The 14273-nt window shown below is 65.9% G+C and carries 11 protein-coding genes and 2 pseudogenes; 6 read left to right on the plus strand and 7 right to left on the minus strand.

The window, feature by feature from the left end; genetic code table 11:
- Nucleotides 1-43 precede the first annotated feature (43 nt).
- Complete coding sequence (locus AB0883_RS20935; protein ID WP_366642829.1) at nucleotides 44-1231, plus strand: acyltransferase; 1188 nt, start codon at nucleotides 44-46, stop codon at nucleotides 1229-1231.
- Nucleotides 1232-1578: 347 nt separating this feature from the next.
- Nucleotides 1579-1983: pseudogene (locus tag AB0883_RS20940) on the plus strand (transposase); the annotation flags it as partial.
- 10 nt (nucleotides 1984-1993) lie between these two features.
- Here AB0883_RS20940 and AB0883_RS20945 read toward each other — a convergent pair.
- From AB0883_RS20945 to AB0883_RS20965, 5 genes and pseudogenes are all read right to left on the minus strand, one after another.
- Nucleotides 1994-2434: a hypothetical protein gene (locus AB0883_RS20945; protein WP_366642830.1), complete on the minus strand. Its 441-nt coding sequence runs from the start codon at nucleotides 2432-2434 to the stop codon at nucleotides 1994-1996.
- A gap of 431 nt (nucleotides 2435-2865) precedes the next feature.
- The gene (locus tag AB0883_RS20950; RefSeq protein WP_366642831.1) at nucleotides 2866-3513 is read right to left on the minus strand and encodes a hypothetical protein; all 648 of its coding nucleotides are present in this window, start codon (nucleotides 3511-3513) and stop codon (nucleotides 2866-2868) included.
- 726 nt (nucleotides 3514-4239) lie between these two features.
- Entirely contained in the window at nucleotides 4240-4803 is a 564-nt protein-coding gene (locus AB0883_RS20955; RefSeq protein WP_366642832.1) for a dihydrofolate reductase family protein, read from the minus strand.
- Nucleotides 4804-5240: 437 nt separating this feature from the next.
- Nucleotides 5241-5714, minus strand: a complete 474-nt coding sequence (locus AB0883_RS20960; RefSeq protein ID WP_366642833.1) for a hypothetical protein — start codon at nucleotides 5712-5714, stop codon at nucleotides 5241-5243.
- A 210-nt stretch (nucleotides 5715-5924) separates the two neighbouring features.
- A pseudogene (locus AB0883_RS20965) lies at nucleotides 5925-6661 on the minus strand (transposase family protein); the annotation flags it as partial.
- A gap of 464 nt (nucleotides 6662-7125) precedes the next feature.
- Between AB0883_RS20965 and AB0883_RS20970 the strand changes: the two are divergent.
- Nucleotides 7126-8322 (plus strand): MFS transporter, encoded by a 1197-nt coding sequence (locus AB0883_RS20970; protein WP_366642834.1) that lies wholly within the window; start codon nucleotides 7126-7128, stop codon nucleotides 8320-8322.
- 429 nt (nucleotides 8323-8751) lie between these two features.
- Nucleotides 8752-8913 carry a hypothetical protein gene (locus tag AB0883_RS20975; protein ID WP_366642835.1) on the plus strand — a complete coding sequence of 54 codons (162 nt, stop codon included), beginning with the start codon at nucleotides 8752-8754 and terminating at the stop codon, nucleotides 8911-8913.
- A gap of 672 nt (nucleotides 8914-9585) precedes the next feature.
- Here AB0883_RS20975 and AB0883_RS20980 read toward each other — a convergent pair.
- Entirely contained in the window at nucleotides 9586-10575 is a 990-nt protein-coding gene (locus tag AB0883_RS20980; RefSeq protein ID WP_366642836.1) for an LLM class F420-dependent oxidoreductase, read from the minus strand.
- 543 nt (nucleotides 10576-11118) lie between these two features.
- Here AB0883_RS20980 and AB0883_RS20985 point away from each other — a divergent pair.
- Nucleotides 11119-11901, plus strand: a complete 783-nt coding sequence (locus AB0883_RS20985; RefSeq protein ID WP_366643017.1) for a transposase family protein — start codon at nucleotides 11119-11121, stop codon at nucleotides 11899-11901.
- 71 nt (nucleotides 11902-11972) lie between these two features.
- Nucleotides 11973-12440, plus strand: coding sequence for an NUDIX domain-containing protein (locus tag AB0883_RS20990; protein WP_366642837.1), 468 nt, complete (start codon nucleotides 11973-11975; stop codon nucleotides 12438-12440).
- A gap of 194 nt (nucleotides 12441-12634) precedes the next feature.
- Here AB0883_RS20990 and AB0883_RS20995 read toward each other — a convergent pair whose 3' ends face one another.
- A complete protein-coding gene (locus AB0883_RS20995; protein WP_366643018.1) occupies nucleotides 12635-14203 on the minus strand; it encodes a 4-hydroxyphenylacetate 3-hydroxylase N-terminal domain-containing protein in 1569 nt (522 codons plus the stop codon).
- Nucleotides 14204-14273 lie beyond the last annotated feature (70 nt).

Consider the following 14273-nt stretch of genomic DNA (forward strand, 5'->3'; position numbering starts at 1 on the left):
GGACTCATGGGATCCTCGGTGCCGAGCGAAAGGACAGCCGCCGATGACAGCGCAAGAAGAGGTAGACAGGGCAACGGTGCTCCCCGCGCCCTCCGGCACCAGACTCCCTTCCCTGACGGCGCTGCGGACCGTGGCCGCGACCCTGGTGTACCTCCACCACGCGATGTACCAGCCGCTGTTCTCCGACCAGAGCATCCAGAATGCCTACAATGCGCTCGCCCGCAACCTGGGCCCCCTGAGTATCATGTACTTCTTCGTGCTGAGCGGCTTCATCCTGACCTGGTCGGCCAAGCCGCACGACAATGTCAAGCAGTACTACCGGCGGCGGTTCTTCAAGATCTTCCCGAGCCACCTGGTGGTGTATGCCATCCTGCTGCTCCTGATGTTTGTGGCCGGGCGCGCCGTCCCGTGGCCCCAAGCGTTGGTAAGCCTCCCCCTCCTGCAGGCATGGGTGCCGGACTTCAACTACCAACTGTTCGCGATAAACCCACCGACGTGGACGCTGTCGGTCGAGTTGCTGTTCTACCTGTGCTTCCCGCTCCTCCTGATCCTGGTCAACCGAATCCGGCCCAGCCGACTGTGGCTGTACGCGGGGCTGGTGGCCGTGGCCGCTCTGCTCATGCCGGTGGTCTCGCGGCTGTTCCTGCCCGACAGTCCGTCGACCCCCGTCTCCGGCTCGCTTTCCTGGCCCCAGCTGTGGTTCCTCTACTATCTCCCGGTCACGCGGGTGTTCGAGTTCCTGGCCGGAATGATCATGGCCAAGATCCTGATGACGGGCCGCTGGCGAGGCGTGCGGCCGCTGTACATCGTGGTGCTGCTGGTGGTGGCGTACGTGGCGACCCTGCCGCTCAAACTGTACGAGGAGGGATACCAGGCGGTATTCATCATCCCGCTCGCACTGGTGATCACCGGCGCGGCCGCGGCGGACCTCGCCGGGCGCCGGACGCTGTTCAACACCCGCGGCATGGTCTTCCTGGGCGAGATCTCCTATGCCTTCTATCTCGTCCACATCACCGTGTTCTTCTCGCTGCAAGCTGCGTTCAACCACCAGTGGGGCCTGGGCGGGATGTTCACGTCACGCCCGTTCGGTACCGTGGCCGCGATAGCGTTCCTCGTCGGCGCCTATCTGGCTTGTGTGCTCGTCGCATGGCTCTTGTATGCGCTGGTGGAGCGCCCGGCGATGCGGCGGTGGGCTCGTCCGAGACGGGCCCGGCCAGTAGAAGCTTCGTAGGCGGCCCGGTGATCGCCTGCCTGGTTACTGCGGGAGTGGCGCGCGGCTGCTCAGGGGCGGGTGTCGCTGGCGAGCGTGCAGCCCGCGGAAACGTACGCTCGCCGGGTCGTTGAGCGGGTTGGCGGGGTGGTCGGGGTCGGCGAAGGCGCTCCAGGCGTCACATCCATCCCCGGCCCCGCCGCCTGTCGAGCCAGCGCCGCCCAGCAGCTGCTCGGCGTACCCGGCTTGGTGCCCGCGGCTCGGGAAGAAGTCGGAGACCAGACTCCGCGGCCCGGGCCGGATGGTGATCGGGCCGACGCCGAGGTCCCTTGACCGCGGCCAGGCGGTGTCTTCAACGGATCTTGGTCCTGTCCGGCGGCAACGTCAACGACTGCAGCCGCCGCTTCACTCAGGTCATGGCTGCGATCCGCGTCGGGCGGTCGGGACCTGGCCGACCTCGGGTCCGCCCGGACCACGTCATCGCTGACAAGGGCTACAGCTCCCGAGCGATCCGGGCCGAGCTTCGCCGACGCGGTGTCGGGCACACGATCCCGAACGCGCTGACCAGCAGGCCGGCCGCTGTCGGCGGGGCAGCCGCGGTGGCCGGCCACCAATGTTCGACCGGGAGCTCTACAAGCGGCGCAACGTCGTAGAGCGCTGCTTCAACCGGCTCAAGCAGTGGCCGCAGCGTCGCCACCCGCTACGACATGACCGCTACCTCGTACCAGGCCACTATCACCATCACCATCGCCGCGCTACTGCAATGGCTGTGACCCTTTGAAGCTAGGGAAAGTCCAGCTCCGCCGTCACCGGCTGGAACAGCTCGGCCGCGCGCTCCGGGTGGTGGCGGTCCAACTCGGCCCACCAGGCCGCGTGGCGTACGAGGAACACGTGTGTGTCCGAGTAGTACGAGTCGCGGACGAGTCGCGCGTCGTACTTCGGAGCGAGGATCCGGATGACGGCACGGATCGTCTCGTACCGGTTTGCCAACGTCCCCGGCAGCATCACTTGGTGGGGGATCCCGTTGTAGGTGATGGTGAGCCCATCGTCGGTGTGCTCCGATCCCAGTTCGTCGCCCTCGTCGAGGAATCGGCCGAAGTCCCGGACGACTTCGGTGTCGTCCGCCCGCCAGTCGATCACAGCGGTGTTCCTGAAGTTGCCGAGGTACCCGTCCACCTGTTCGGCGTCGCCGTCGATGAGGACCCTCTCGATGATCTCCGTCACGGCATCGGATACTAGTTCTCGTTCAGCTCCTTCAGGGCCGCCAGGTACTCGAACCCTGAACCCCGCCGCCCTGTACTCGGGCCTACTCGCCGACTCCACGGGAACCACGAACCACGCCCGCTACATCCACCTCGACCCGGGCGCGCGGACGTTCTACCGCGACTGGGACCAGGTCGCCAGTCACAGCGCAGCGATGCCACCGGTCCAGCGTGGCTGACGCAAGCGACAGTCCTCTACGGGCCGCCCGTAGTTGCCGGACGTAAAACAGCGCAAGGATGAGCGCGTCTCCAACGCCGACGAGGCTCGCTCCCACCTTCGCCGGCCAGATGCGCCTCGTGGCTGTCGGCCCCTGCTCCGCCCGGAGCCTCTACCTGGAGGCAATCCCTAAGCAGACCGTGGACGCGGGCCGCCCGCCCCGCTGGTCAAGGCCACTACGGCAGGAGCCAGGCGATGAGGACGAGAGCGGTGATGACGATCGCAGGCAGAACGACGTAGATCACGAAGACCAGCCAGGGAAGCAGTCGGAACGCCCTGCCCATGGGGCTCTCCGGCGGCGTGTAAGGAACAGGGGGCTGAAGGCCCACCCTCTCCCAGACCAGGCCGGCCGCGTCCGTGAACTGGACCCTTGCCTGCCCGATGCTTGCCGCAACTGCCGACAGCTCGTAGTCCACCGCCACGGTTTTCTCCACCACGGTGAAGCGTCGTGCCCCGCCTGCAAGCACCGTTTCTACTGAGTCTCGGCGGCGGCCCGGCCAACGGTGAGTCTTCTTCCACATGACATCGATGCGAACGTCGAAGATCGGAGCGGCGCTGTGGTTGGTGAGCGTTACCGACGCCGGATTCGATGGGCCGTAGGTCCTGATGCCCTCAGTCTCGGAGGCGTCCTTGAAGGTCAGGACGGGAATCACCAGGCGGGCCTGCGCAGATTCGCTGGCCCGCTTCTCTTCCCGACGGACCCGGATTTCGTGACGAAGCAGCAGGCCGGTGACGACAACGGCGAGGGTCGACATCACCAGCCCGGCCAAGCTTCCCCATGCCTGCATCCAGTCGGTGATCTTCGGAGCCTCGGCAGCTAGCACCGGGTCAGGGTATGGCGGACCGTCCCATCCGCCGTCAGCCTTACGGCGAGCGTCAGTGCTGCCACCTGGTTACACGAGCCTGCCAGTCGGGCGGCCCTCTACCGGCTGGGCGAGTCGAGGCCCGCCTCCACGGCTTCCACCGCAGACACCTGCCCGGCTGCGTCGCTGCCGGTCTTCGCCCCCGCCACAGGGTCTCGGGTCGAGACGGGGTACGCCCGAGCGGCCGTCGCTGCCGGTTCACTGCTGGTTGCGACACTCTCCGCCGAATCGGTACGGGCCGCCTGGTTCTCGGCGGTCTCCTGGCTGCGGACTCGACGTACCGTGCCGAGATCGATGCGTCCGTCGAGTTGGTCCTGCACCACCCGGCACGCGAACGCCCCTGGGGTCCGGCCCGGTCGACGAAGCTGGGCACCCCGCAAAGAAGCTGCTGCACGTCGTGGCCGGCTTGCTGCGCCTGGTGGCGACGACTGGTGCCGGCGGGTATTGCTCGGCCACCATCGCGGCGGCCCGCAATCCCACGTAGAACCTGGCCAGGCTCTGCCCGTGTCGCCCGAGAATCAGCGCGGCCGCCGCCCGGTCCGGCACCTCGGCGGCGGGCCGGCCGCCGACCAGCAATTCGGTGACCCTGGCCATCTGGTGGTAGAGGTCAGAGCGGGCACTGACCAGGGCGTTGATCTCAGCAGTGGTGCTCGCGCGATGTCCGCTCATCGCCGCGGTGGCTGTCGTTTACTGCCCGAGAGAGCGGTAGCGGAGGTGTACGACGCCGTTTCGGAATCGGCGCTCATCGAGGAGCTCGAGGTTCTCACGCATGCCGGTCGGCAGCCCTGGCTTGCCCCCGCCGACGACAACGGGAAGGATGAACAGCTGGCACTCGTCGACCAGCCCGGCCTTGAATGCCTGCGTCGCGAGGTTGGCGCCTCCTACGTGAAGATCGCCGCTGGCCGTGGACTTCAGTTCTTGTACCGCGGCGGGGTCGAAACGGCGTTCGAGTCGGGTGTCGGCAGTTGACGCCGCGGGAAGGTTCGCGGAGTAGACGACCTTGCTCGCCGCCTGCCAGGCGTTCGCGAAGTCGGCCATGAGGTCGGACTTCGCGGCCAGAGCGGCGTCGGTCTCCCAGACGGCCATCGCTTCGTACAGTCGCCGCCCGTAGAGAAACGTGCCCACCGACCGCACGAGGTCGGTGTGGAACGCGAACACCTCGTCGTCGATTGGAAACATGTCGATGGCGCCGCGTTCGTCCTCGATGTAGCCGTCAAGCGACACGTTCGTCACGTAAATCAGCTTTGCCATGCCTCCACCTCTCGATGATCAGCTGCAACAACCTGGACATTCATCAGCGTGGCCTCCAGCTCGCTGCACGCTTGGCGCCGACCCTCCTTGCTGGGTGCGCCAGATGTTCGGGAAGCGACGGCCGGATCTCCGGTCGCCTCCGCCCGTCAGCCCTCGTTGATAAGGCTCGGTAGAAGTACCCGAAGTTGCTCCCCAAAATTCCCACTTGGGTGGGTTGAGTGTATCCCGTCGTGTGTGTGCGGTTTGTTGTTTATCGGATGTCGCGCGCATGTCGGGCCGGGGCGAGGACGGCGATGGGTCACCACGGTCCGGGGCAGTCGCGGAGCGGTGTGTGCCCGCGCCCCAGCGGAGGTCCGAGGCGGGTCGGGTGCAGCCTGACTGGTTGTTATTGGCGTATTCACATTTCCAGGGCTTGCGACTTGCAGACGGGGCTGCAGTCAGACCTTGGCGAAGTCGTGAAGTGATGCCGAGTGGTGCCAGCGGGCGGGTGTTGTCGCGGGTTTGTGGCGCGTGGCGGTGGCGATGTCAGTGATGCCGGTGGTGCGCGTGCCGGTCGGTGACGGCGTAGACGGCTCGGTGGTGAACCGTTCCGGCTGATGGTCAATCGGCGCGTCCGCCCCGTGGATGTAATAGGTGCAGGTGAGTCTGGGGCGCTCGGCATACAAGGCGTGTCCACGGGTCTCGCCAGGGTTGAGCGCGATCCATCGACATCGACCATGAGGTCGGCCCGCTCGGTCGCCTCGCCCTCCGCCCGTGATGTAGCGGACGCCGGCTACCCGCTCGCCATCGGTGGTAAGGCCGGTCACCACGGTCCCGTCGGGCACCTCGGTCCCGGCTGACGCGGCAGCCTCGACTCGAATCTCGTCCGAGCACGTACCGGAGGAGAGATCGTCCGCAACAATGGGCAGCACGACTCAAGCACCCGGACCAGGAGACCCCCAGGGCGAGTCGCTCCACGCCGGGTTGACAGATGTAGGACGTGGATGGGGTGTCGCTCGGGAGCTTCGCGATCCAGCAGGCGCTCGATGCCCCGCCCGAGTCAGCAGGAGTGCCGGCGTCGCATCCGCACGACGCGCCCCAACCACAACAGCGAGCCATCTTCGTCCCGTACAGGGGCTGGTCTCGGCGTTGCGCAGGACGACGATGGCCCGCACGATCGCCGTCGCGCGGCGGGGACAGCAACGCAGCTTGACCAGGACCTTCCAGGTCCTCAGCGTGGCGATGGCTCGCTCGCCGCGAGCGTGGAGCGGGGTATGACCACGGTTGACGGTCCGCTGGCGGTGGGACAGTTTTGGTCGGTGTCGGTGGCGCTCGAAGGGCCCGCGCACGCTCCCGCCGGCTCCCTGATAGCCCTTGTCCGCGAAGGTATGCACGTTTGCGCTGTTCAGCGTGTCGATCAGGCTGGGGTGCGCGCGGCGGTGAGATCGTGGACCGCGCCGGGCAGTGCAGACGACGCCCGGACCAGCCGCCCGGCGGCATCGTCCAGGACCTGCACGTTCACCCCGTGGCGCTTGTGTCTGCCCGAGTAGCAGGGGCGTTGGTCGGCGACCCGGTCGATCGGATCAGCGTGCCGTCGTGGATGGCGTACGCAGGGCCGGACGGCCCGGCACATCGCGGTGGCGAGGCTGTCGGCGCAGGCGGCGAGCAGGTCGACGGCCTCGCGTAGTTAGCGCCACACGGTGCTGACCGACACCCCGAAGCCGGCCGCGAGGCGGGTGGGAGTGTCGCCGTTGCGCAGCTGGGCCAAGCCATCAGCGCCTGTCGCTGCGCAGGTAGCCTGCGCCAGCGGCCGCCGACCGCGCGGCGCCGGTCGCGAATCAGCTCGTCAGGCGGTCGGGCTGCGCGTGGACAGCGGGATGCTGACAGGACAGGTAACGAAGCTCCCGTGCTGGGAAGTGCGCCTTGGTCGACTGCTGTCCCACCGGGAGCTTCTCCTATCCGCAGCATCGACACGCCGATGCTGCCTGCCCTGGTCAACCGTCCTTGATCGCGATTAAGAAGGCTCAGCGGCGTAAGTCACCGCTCGACCGGTAGGTCAACCGACAAGAGCCCGGCGACTCTTCTTTGTCTTGTTGCCCAGGTCAGGGGCTTGCCCGGGGAAGTCCGACGCGATGGAGCAGATGGAAACAGGAGCACGTCTCGTTTATCCGAAGGAGAGCAATCTAGGAGTTGCGCCGGGAGTACGACTCCGAAACTGTAGTATCGTCGGCTCCGACAAGGTAGTATCCGCTGGCGGACGGCGAGGAATGGTGGTTCTGCATGCCGAAGTTTAACCCAATCGGGGAACTCAGGTCTCTTATCCCCGAGGCTGGACCAAAGCGAGTGTACGCGCTGGCGACCTTTATCAACATGTTTGGTTTCGGGTTGCTGGTCGTGAGCATGAGCCTGTATTTCACGCGGATCGTGGGACTGCCCGCTTCACAGGTGGGAGCCGCCCTCACCATCGGGGTTGCCATCAGCCTGATCAGCGGCGTCCCGGTCGGCAACCTGGCCGACCGGTGGAGTCCGGTGAAGACGGTCAAGGTCATGCTGGTGATCCAGGCATGCACGGCAACCTACTTCATTTTCATCGACAATTTCACCGAACTTGTCATCGCGGCCACCCTTGACATGCTGGCGATGAAGGCGTCCGTGGCGGCATCCGAATCGCTGTTGCGCCGGGTGGCAGGCGACGACGCGGTCAGCTTCCGCTCCAGGATGCACGCTATCCAGTTCGTCGCCATGGGCCTGGGAACTGCCGGGTGTGCCGTGGTGATCCAGATCGGCACTCCTACCGCCTATCAGGTGATGATCGCTCTCGACGCGCTCAGCTTCCTGGTCGCCTTGCTGGTCTTCACCCGGCTGCCGGACTACGCGCCGCTGCCGAAGCCGCCCACCGTGTCACGCTGGGGCGTGTTGGCCGACCGGCCCTTCGTCGCGTACACGGCGGTGGCCGGCGCCATGAACCTCCAGCTCTTCATGATCAATATGCTGTTGCCGTTGTGGGTGGTCGACGCCACGAAGGCTCCCACCTGGACGGTCGCGGTCTTCTACATCCTCAACAACACCTTGATCGTCTTGTTCATGGTCCGTGTCGGCAACAAGGTGAAGACGATCCGGCAAGGTGGCGTTGCGATCCGGCGCGCCGGGGCGATCCTCCTGTTCAGCTGCTCCGCGATGGGCTTTGCGAGCGGACTGCCCGGCTGGGCCGCGGTGCTACTCCTGGTAGCGGCCGTTCTGGTGCACACCTACGGCGAACTGTGGTACATGGCGGGCTCGTTCGCCCTCAACTTCGGTCTGCCGCCGGCGCACGCACAGGGCCAGTACATGGGCTTCCTCGGAATCGGCGCCGGCATCGGCGAGGCGTTCGCCCCGTTGCTGTTCCTCAGCTTCATCCTGACCCTCGGCAGGCCAGGTCTGATCGGGATCGGCGTGTTCTTCGCCCTGGTGGGCCTGCTGGCGCCTGCCGTGGCACGGTGGGGCGAGCGGACCAGGCCCGCATCGGAGGAGTCGCCGACTCGGGAGGCCGCGCCAGCGTAGCTGACTGGGGTGATCCGAAGAATGGCACGCCCCGGTGACGCGATCTCGGTTATGAGGCCGTTTCCACAGTGATGAGGTTCCCCCACGATCGTGGGGGAACCTCATGCATGAGGTTCCCCCACGATCGTGAAGGCATGGACTACGAGGATCATGTGCCATGCCGGAGAAGAGGCAGCGGTTCGACGGGAGTTCCGTGAGGGAGCTGCCCGGATCGCCCGCGAGACGAACAAGCCGATCGCCCAGGTGGCGACTGACCTGGGTCAACCCCGGGACCTGAACCGTCACGGGTAAGGGACCGGCTTCGGTGTGGGACCCGTCGCCGGCCAGCGTGGCCGCAGGACCATTGAGATCACCGATTCGCACCGCTGCTCGACCAGATCGGCGACCCGCGCGACACCGTGATCGCCGTCGGCGCGCTGCACTGCCAGCGTGAGCCACGTCGACTACCTCGCCGAAGCCGGCGCGCACTGGATCCTGGCCGTCAAAGGCAACCAGCCGAACCTGCACCGCCAACTTGCCGGCGTGCCCTGGCAAGCCGTCCCGGACGTCTTCCAACCGGCCGCCGCGAGATCCGCACCCTCCAGGCCCTGACGATCTCCACCGGCCGCCTTCCCTCACGCCGCCCAAGCATTGCGTACCCGCCCGCCGCAGAGGCGCCTGGACCAGCCGAAGCGCTTCACCACCGAGACCGTCTACGCCGTCACCGATATGCGCGTGCACCAAGCGAAACGGGCGCAACTGGCCGCGCGGATCCGCGGCCAGTGGAACGTCGAAAACAAGATTGGCTGGGCACGGGCGTCACCTACGACGAAGGCCGATCCCGGATCCGCACCGGCACCGGACCCGAAGCCATCGCCGCCTCCGCAACGCAGCCCTCGGCGCCCTACGCCTGATCGGGGTCACCAGCATCGCCGCCGCCAACCGACATCACGCCCGCGACAGCACCCGCCCGCTGGCCCTACTCGGCATCACCTGACGACCTTGCCGGGCCCTGGCGCAAGGCGCACGGCGACGCCGAGGGCATCCCTTTTCCGGCAAGTCTGACGTGATTTCGGTGGCGTCGCCCGGCTGATCGTGAGCGAAGCCTTGGCCGACCGTTCCTCTTACCACTGAAGGAATCGACCAAGGGGTCTCAGTTGATCGGTGTGCATGACACCGGCCGGGTCGGCGTGCTCGGGATTTGTCCAGATTCCGTTATTGTCCGCTGAGGGGCCGTACGGTCAGCGCCCCTCGGCAAGTAGAGCGTGCGTGATCGGCAGTCGCCTAACCGATCAACTCCGGTATCACCTTGCTGGCGAACAGGTCCATGCTCGTCCGGTCATAGGCGGCGTCTGCGAAGTAGACGATCGCATAGCCGACCCCGGCTTGAGCGGCCTTGGCCAGCCGCTCGACGATCTGCTCGGGTGTGCCGACGAGGCCGCGGGCAAATTCGCCCAGCCAGGCCTCGAGCGCATCGGCCGGCATCAGCGGCTGATAGTGGGATCTCAACCTCGCCATCTTGTCAGCGACGTCCTTCTCGGTCTCACCGATGGTCACGAGGAAGAAGGCCGACCGTGTGATCGCGTCGAAGTCGGTGCCCACGTCCTTGCAGTGCTGGGCCAAGATCTGGGACTTGTGCACGAATTCGTCCAGGGTCATCGTCCCGAAGTTCGTGTACTGCGCGTACTTCGCCGCTGTCCGCAGCGTCTTCTTCTCACCGGCACCCCCGATCCACAACGGGATCCCGCCGTCCTGCATCGGAAGTGGGCGGCTGATCGCATGATCAACCTGATAGTGGCGTCCCGCCAGCGTGGCCGTGCCGGTCGTCCACAACTGTCGCATGATCTGCACGCCTTCATCGAGCATGCCGAGCCGATCGGCGGCGCTGGGGAAGCCGTAGCCATAGCCACGCCATTCGTCCTCGAACCAGCCCGCGCCGACGCCCATCTCCAACCGGCCGCCGCTCATCACGTCGATGCAGGCCGCCATCTTGGCCAGGTACGCCGGATTTCGGAAGCCCATGCACGTGCACAACTGCCCGAGCCGCACCCTGGACGTGCAGGCCGCGAACGCGGCCATCATCGACCACGCTTCGAAGGTCGACTCATTGCTCGGCGCCGTAACCGTCTGGAGGTGGTCGCTGACCCAGATCGACTCGTACGGGCCGGCATCAGCGGCCTGGGCGATGTCACGGATCGTGGACCACTGCTCGGTCACCGGTATATCGACAAGGTCGAGGTTGCAGCCCTGAGGTAAGAGGACACCAAATCGCATATCCAGACCCTATCGATCGACATTCCTAAGTGCTTCTCCCAGCGTGTTGGGTGCCATGGATCCATGATTCCTATCCAGCCATGCCGGATGTGCCGCGCGAGCTGTCACGGCTCCTGGTTGGGCTGCTTTCGGCTCGCGCCGCGAACTGGGCACCGCTCCTGGTGCAGGCTCTGCCATGCATTGCACAAGCTTCGAGTGCAGAATCGGCTTCGCGGCCCGGCAGGCTCCGGCAAGGTCGCGCGTGGACGTGGGCGGGCTGGGTGGTCGGACGACGCACGGGTTCAACCGTGGTGCGGCATGGCCCTCGCATCGATCATGAGACTCCTGCAGGCCTTCGATCGTCACGAGGAACCACGCCCGCCGCGCCATTCGCTGCCGATCCACCCATGTCGTTGACCAGCTCGCCACAGGCGTCGATGAGCCTTTTCCAGGCTGATCTTGCAGCCCAGGGGCGGTGTTGGCGGTCCGGTGATCGATGAGGATGAGGATCCAGGTAAGACAACAGTCGACCAAGACCAGATGCCCAGACCGGGAGCCTCGCCTGTGCTGTCCTGCCCGTCCACAATCTCGTTGTCCAGCCGGACCTTGAACCACCTCGCCGACTGCATCCGCAGTCGTCGTAAGCAGCAGCGATCCCGCTGGCGGCGCCTCGATCCGGGCCGGCAGGCACTGCTCGTCCTCGCCCATCTACGCAATGGCGACACCTACACCCGTCTGGCCGCCGGGTTCGCCGTCGGTGTGGCCACCGCCTGGCGCTACGTACAGGAAGCGATCGCGCTACTCGCAGCCGTCGCCGACGACCTGGCCGCGGCGATGCAGCGAATCCGCCGGCTGGCGTACGCGATCCTGGACGGCACCCTGATCCCGATCGACCGCGTCGCCGACCAGAAGCCCTACTACTCGGGAAAGCATCAGCGGCACGGGGTGAACGTGCAGGTCATCGCCGACGCGGCCGGCCGGCTCGTCTGGGCCTCGCCTTCGCTGCCAGGCGCGGTCCACGACCTGACCGCAGCCCGCGCCCACGGCATCATCGGAGCGCTGACCAGCGCGAACGTGACGACGTTCGCGGATAAGGGCTACCAAGGTGCCCGCAGCAGCGTGCGCACCCCGTTCAAACGGCACCGCTACCGGCCGAAGCTGTCACGCCGACAGAAGGCCGTGAACCACACGCACGCCAAGATCCGCGCCCGTGGCGAACGAGCCATCTCTACCCTCAAGACCTGGAAGGTCCTGGCCAAGCTGCGCTGCTGCCCACGCCGAGCCACCACGATTGTGCAGGGCATCCTCGTCCTGCACCACGTCGAAGCCAATTGCTACGCACGATGAAAGACTGCCGCCGGATGCCGGTCACGCGAAGGTCGTCGCCGGCTCGGTAGGGTCGGTTGGGAGGTGCATGGATGAGTTTCCGGCTGGCGGCGTATGCCGTGTGCATCGAGGAGGGGCGTGTGCTGCTCGCCCGTTATGTTGCGCCGACGGGGGACATGAACTGGACCCTTCCGGGTGGCAGGGTTGAGCATGCGGAGGATCCGTTCGATGCTGTGGTGCGGGAGGTCGCCGAGGAAACGGGCTGCGTTTCGGTGGTCGAACGCCTGCTAGGCGTGGACTCGCGGGTGATTCCTGCCGCCGAGGCACGGATGGGGATCGAGCATCAGAACGTCGGCATCTTTTACCAGGTCCGGATTACTGATGGTGTCCTGCGGCCCGAGGCGAACGGCGAGACCGCCGAGTCGGTCTGGACATCGATATCAGATGTCGCCGGTCTGTGCCGGTCGTCGCTGGTCGATGTCGGTCTTGCGCTGGCGCGGACGCTTCCGGCGACCGGTCACGTCTCTCCGGTTGCGGTCGGCGGCCTGATTCGGCACTGACGTGCCGTCCGGGAAACGACAGCGAGAACAGTGAGTAATCAGTGAGCTTGGAAAAGGCTCGATGAGCATCACGTCGCGGGCGGGCTGGTAGCCGCGCTCGCCCAGCGACGCCGGATCATGATGGCCCGTGCTCGTCTCAAACACATGGCAGGTAGGTGGTGTGTGCACGGGTGCACCAGAAACCCCGGCCGCCGTCACCCGTTCAGCGTCCGGTCCCGCACCTCGTGGAGCTCCTCGAACGCGGACAGGTCGGGCACCGTCCAGCCGTCCAGGTCGTACTCGGAGAGGCATTCGTCCGCGAAAGCCTTGTAGTCGTCGATCTCACCGTTCGCGAGCTGTGCCGAGAGTAGCTCGATCCGGGTGCTCTCGTGGTTGCCCGCGTAGTTGCGTTCGTACAGTTCGTGGCGCCCGCCGAACTCGGTACCGACGGCGTCCCACAACAGTTTCATGAGCTTGATGCGCTCGACGGCGTCGCTGCCGTCGGAGCCGCGGAGATACTGGTCCAGGTACGGCCGGATCTCCGGGTTCTTGAAGTCTTCGGCGCTGGAGTTGATGTAAATCAGGCCGCTCGCGATGTCCTGGTGGACTATCTCCTTGATTCGGGGGTAGCCGATCTGCATGAACCACCGGTATGCCAAACCGTACCGAGGATTGGGCAGGACCGCGCCGTTGTGCCAGGGCACCGGGTTGCGGGCCGCCGCGTCCGAGAACGCCCAGAAGAGATTGCGCCAGGCCAGCACCTCACCGATCCGTGTCTGCACGCCACGGAAATCCTTGACACCGGTGAGCTCCACCGCCTTCGCGAGCAGGCCGGCGATGAACTCGAGTTTCACCGCCAAGCGGGTGCAGCCCTGGAACGTGAAACGCTCGGAAAAGCCCGATCGGCTGGTGAACAACTGAACCTTGCCAATATTGCCATAGATGAACACGTTCTCCCACGGGATGAGCACCTTGTCCAGTACGAGGACGGTGTCGTTCTCGTCCAGCCGCGAGGAGAGCGGGTAGTCGAAGGGGCTTCCCATCAAAGCCGCACTGGCTGTGTAGGACGGCCGGCAGATCAGTTTCAGCCCCGCCGCCCCCATCGGGACAGTCGCCACGAGCGCGAACTTCTTGTCCTTGACCGGCAGGCCGTAGTGCGCGATGAAGTTGTAGTGCGTGAGCGCCGAGCCGGTGGCGACCATCTTGGCTCCGCTCACGACGAGTCCGGCGTCGGTTTCCTTCTCCACGTGCACGAAGACGTCACCCACCTCGTCCGGAGGGCGATTCCGGTCGACCGGCGGATGCGCGATCGCGTGATTCCAGTAGAGGACCTTCTCCTGGGACTCCGCGTACCATCGCCGCGCATTCTCGTCGAACGGCTTGTAGAAATCCGCGTTTGCGCCGAGCGTACCGAGGAAGGCCGCCTTGTAGTCGGGGCTGCGCCCCATCCAGCCGTAGCTCATCCGGGCCCACGCGGCGATGGCCTTCTGGTGTTCGACCAGGTCCTCCGCCGTGTGCGGCGTGGTGAAGAACTTGTGGGTGAAGCCGTCACTGCCCGTGTCGGTGGGCGAAGTGAGCACGTCACGCATGCCTGGGTCGTGCAATGCGTCGTAGAGCCGCGCGGTCATCCGTACTGGGTTGTAGAACGCAGGATGACTGGTCACATCCTTCACGCGATCACCGTAGAGATAGAGACACCGGTCGTCGCGCAGACTTTCGATGTACTCGGCGCCGGTCATCGGCCGTGTCTTCCGCGGTGTGTTCATGTTCTTCGGATCCACGATATCGTTCCTCCGAGTAGGCGATCGACGAGTGAGCATCAGGACGTGAGGACGCTGCTCATGTTGGGGCGGC

It is taken from the genome of Micromonospora sp. NPDC047812 (assembly GCF_040704175.1).
In the GTDB taxonomy this organism is placed as follows: domain Bacteria; phylum Actinomycetota; class Actinomycetes; order Mycobacteriales; family Micromonosporaceae; genus Micromonospora.

Bases quoted from the DNA above. Each gene is read 5' to 3' on its own strand.
- AB0883_RS20990 (WP_366642837.1), top strand. From the start codon at position 11,973: ATGAGTTTCCGGCTGGCGGCGTATGCCGTGTGCATCGAGGAGGGGCGT.
- AB0883_RS20935 (WP_366642829.1), top strand. From the start codon at position 44: ATGACAGCGCAAGAAGAGGTAGACAGGGCAACGGTGCTCCCCGCGCCC.
- AB0883_RS20955 (WP_366642832.1), bottom strand. From the start codon at position 4,803: ATGGCAAAGCTGATTTACGTGACGAACGTGTCGCTTGACGGCTACATC.
- AB0883_RS20980 (WP_366642836.1), bottom strand. From the start codon at position 10,575: ATGCGATTTGGTGTCCTCTTACCTCAGGGCTGCAACCTCGACCTTGTC.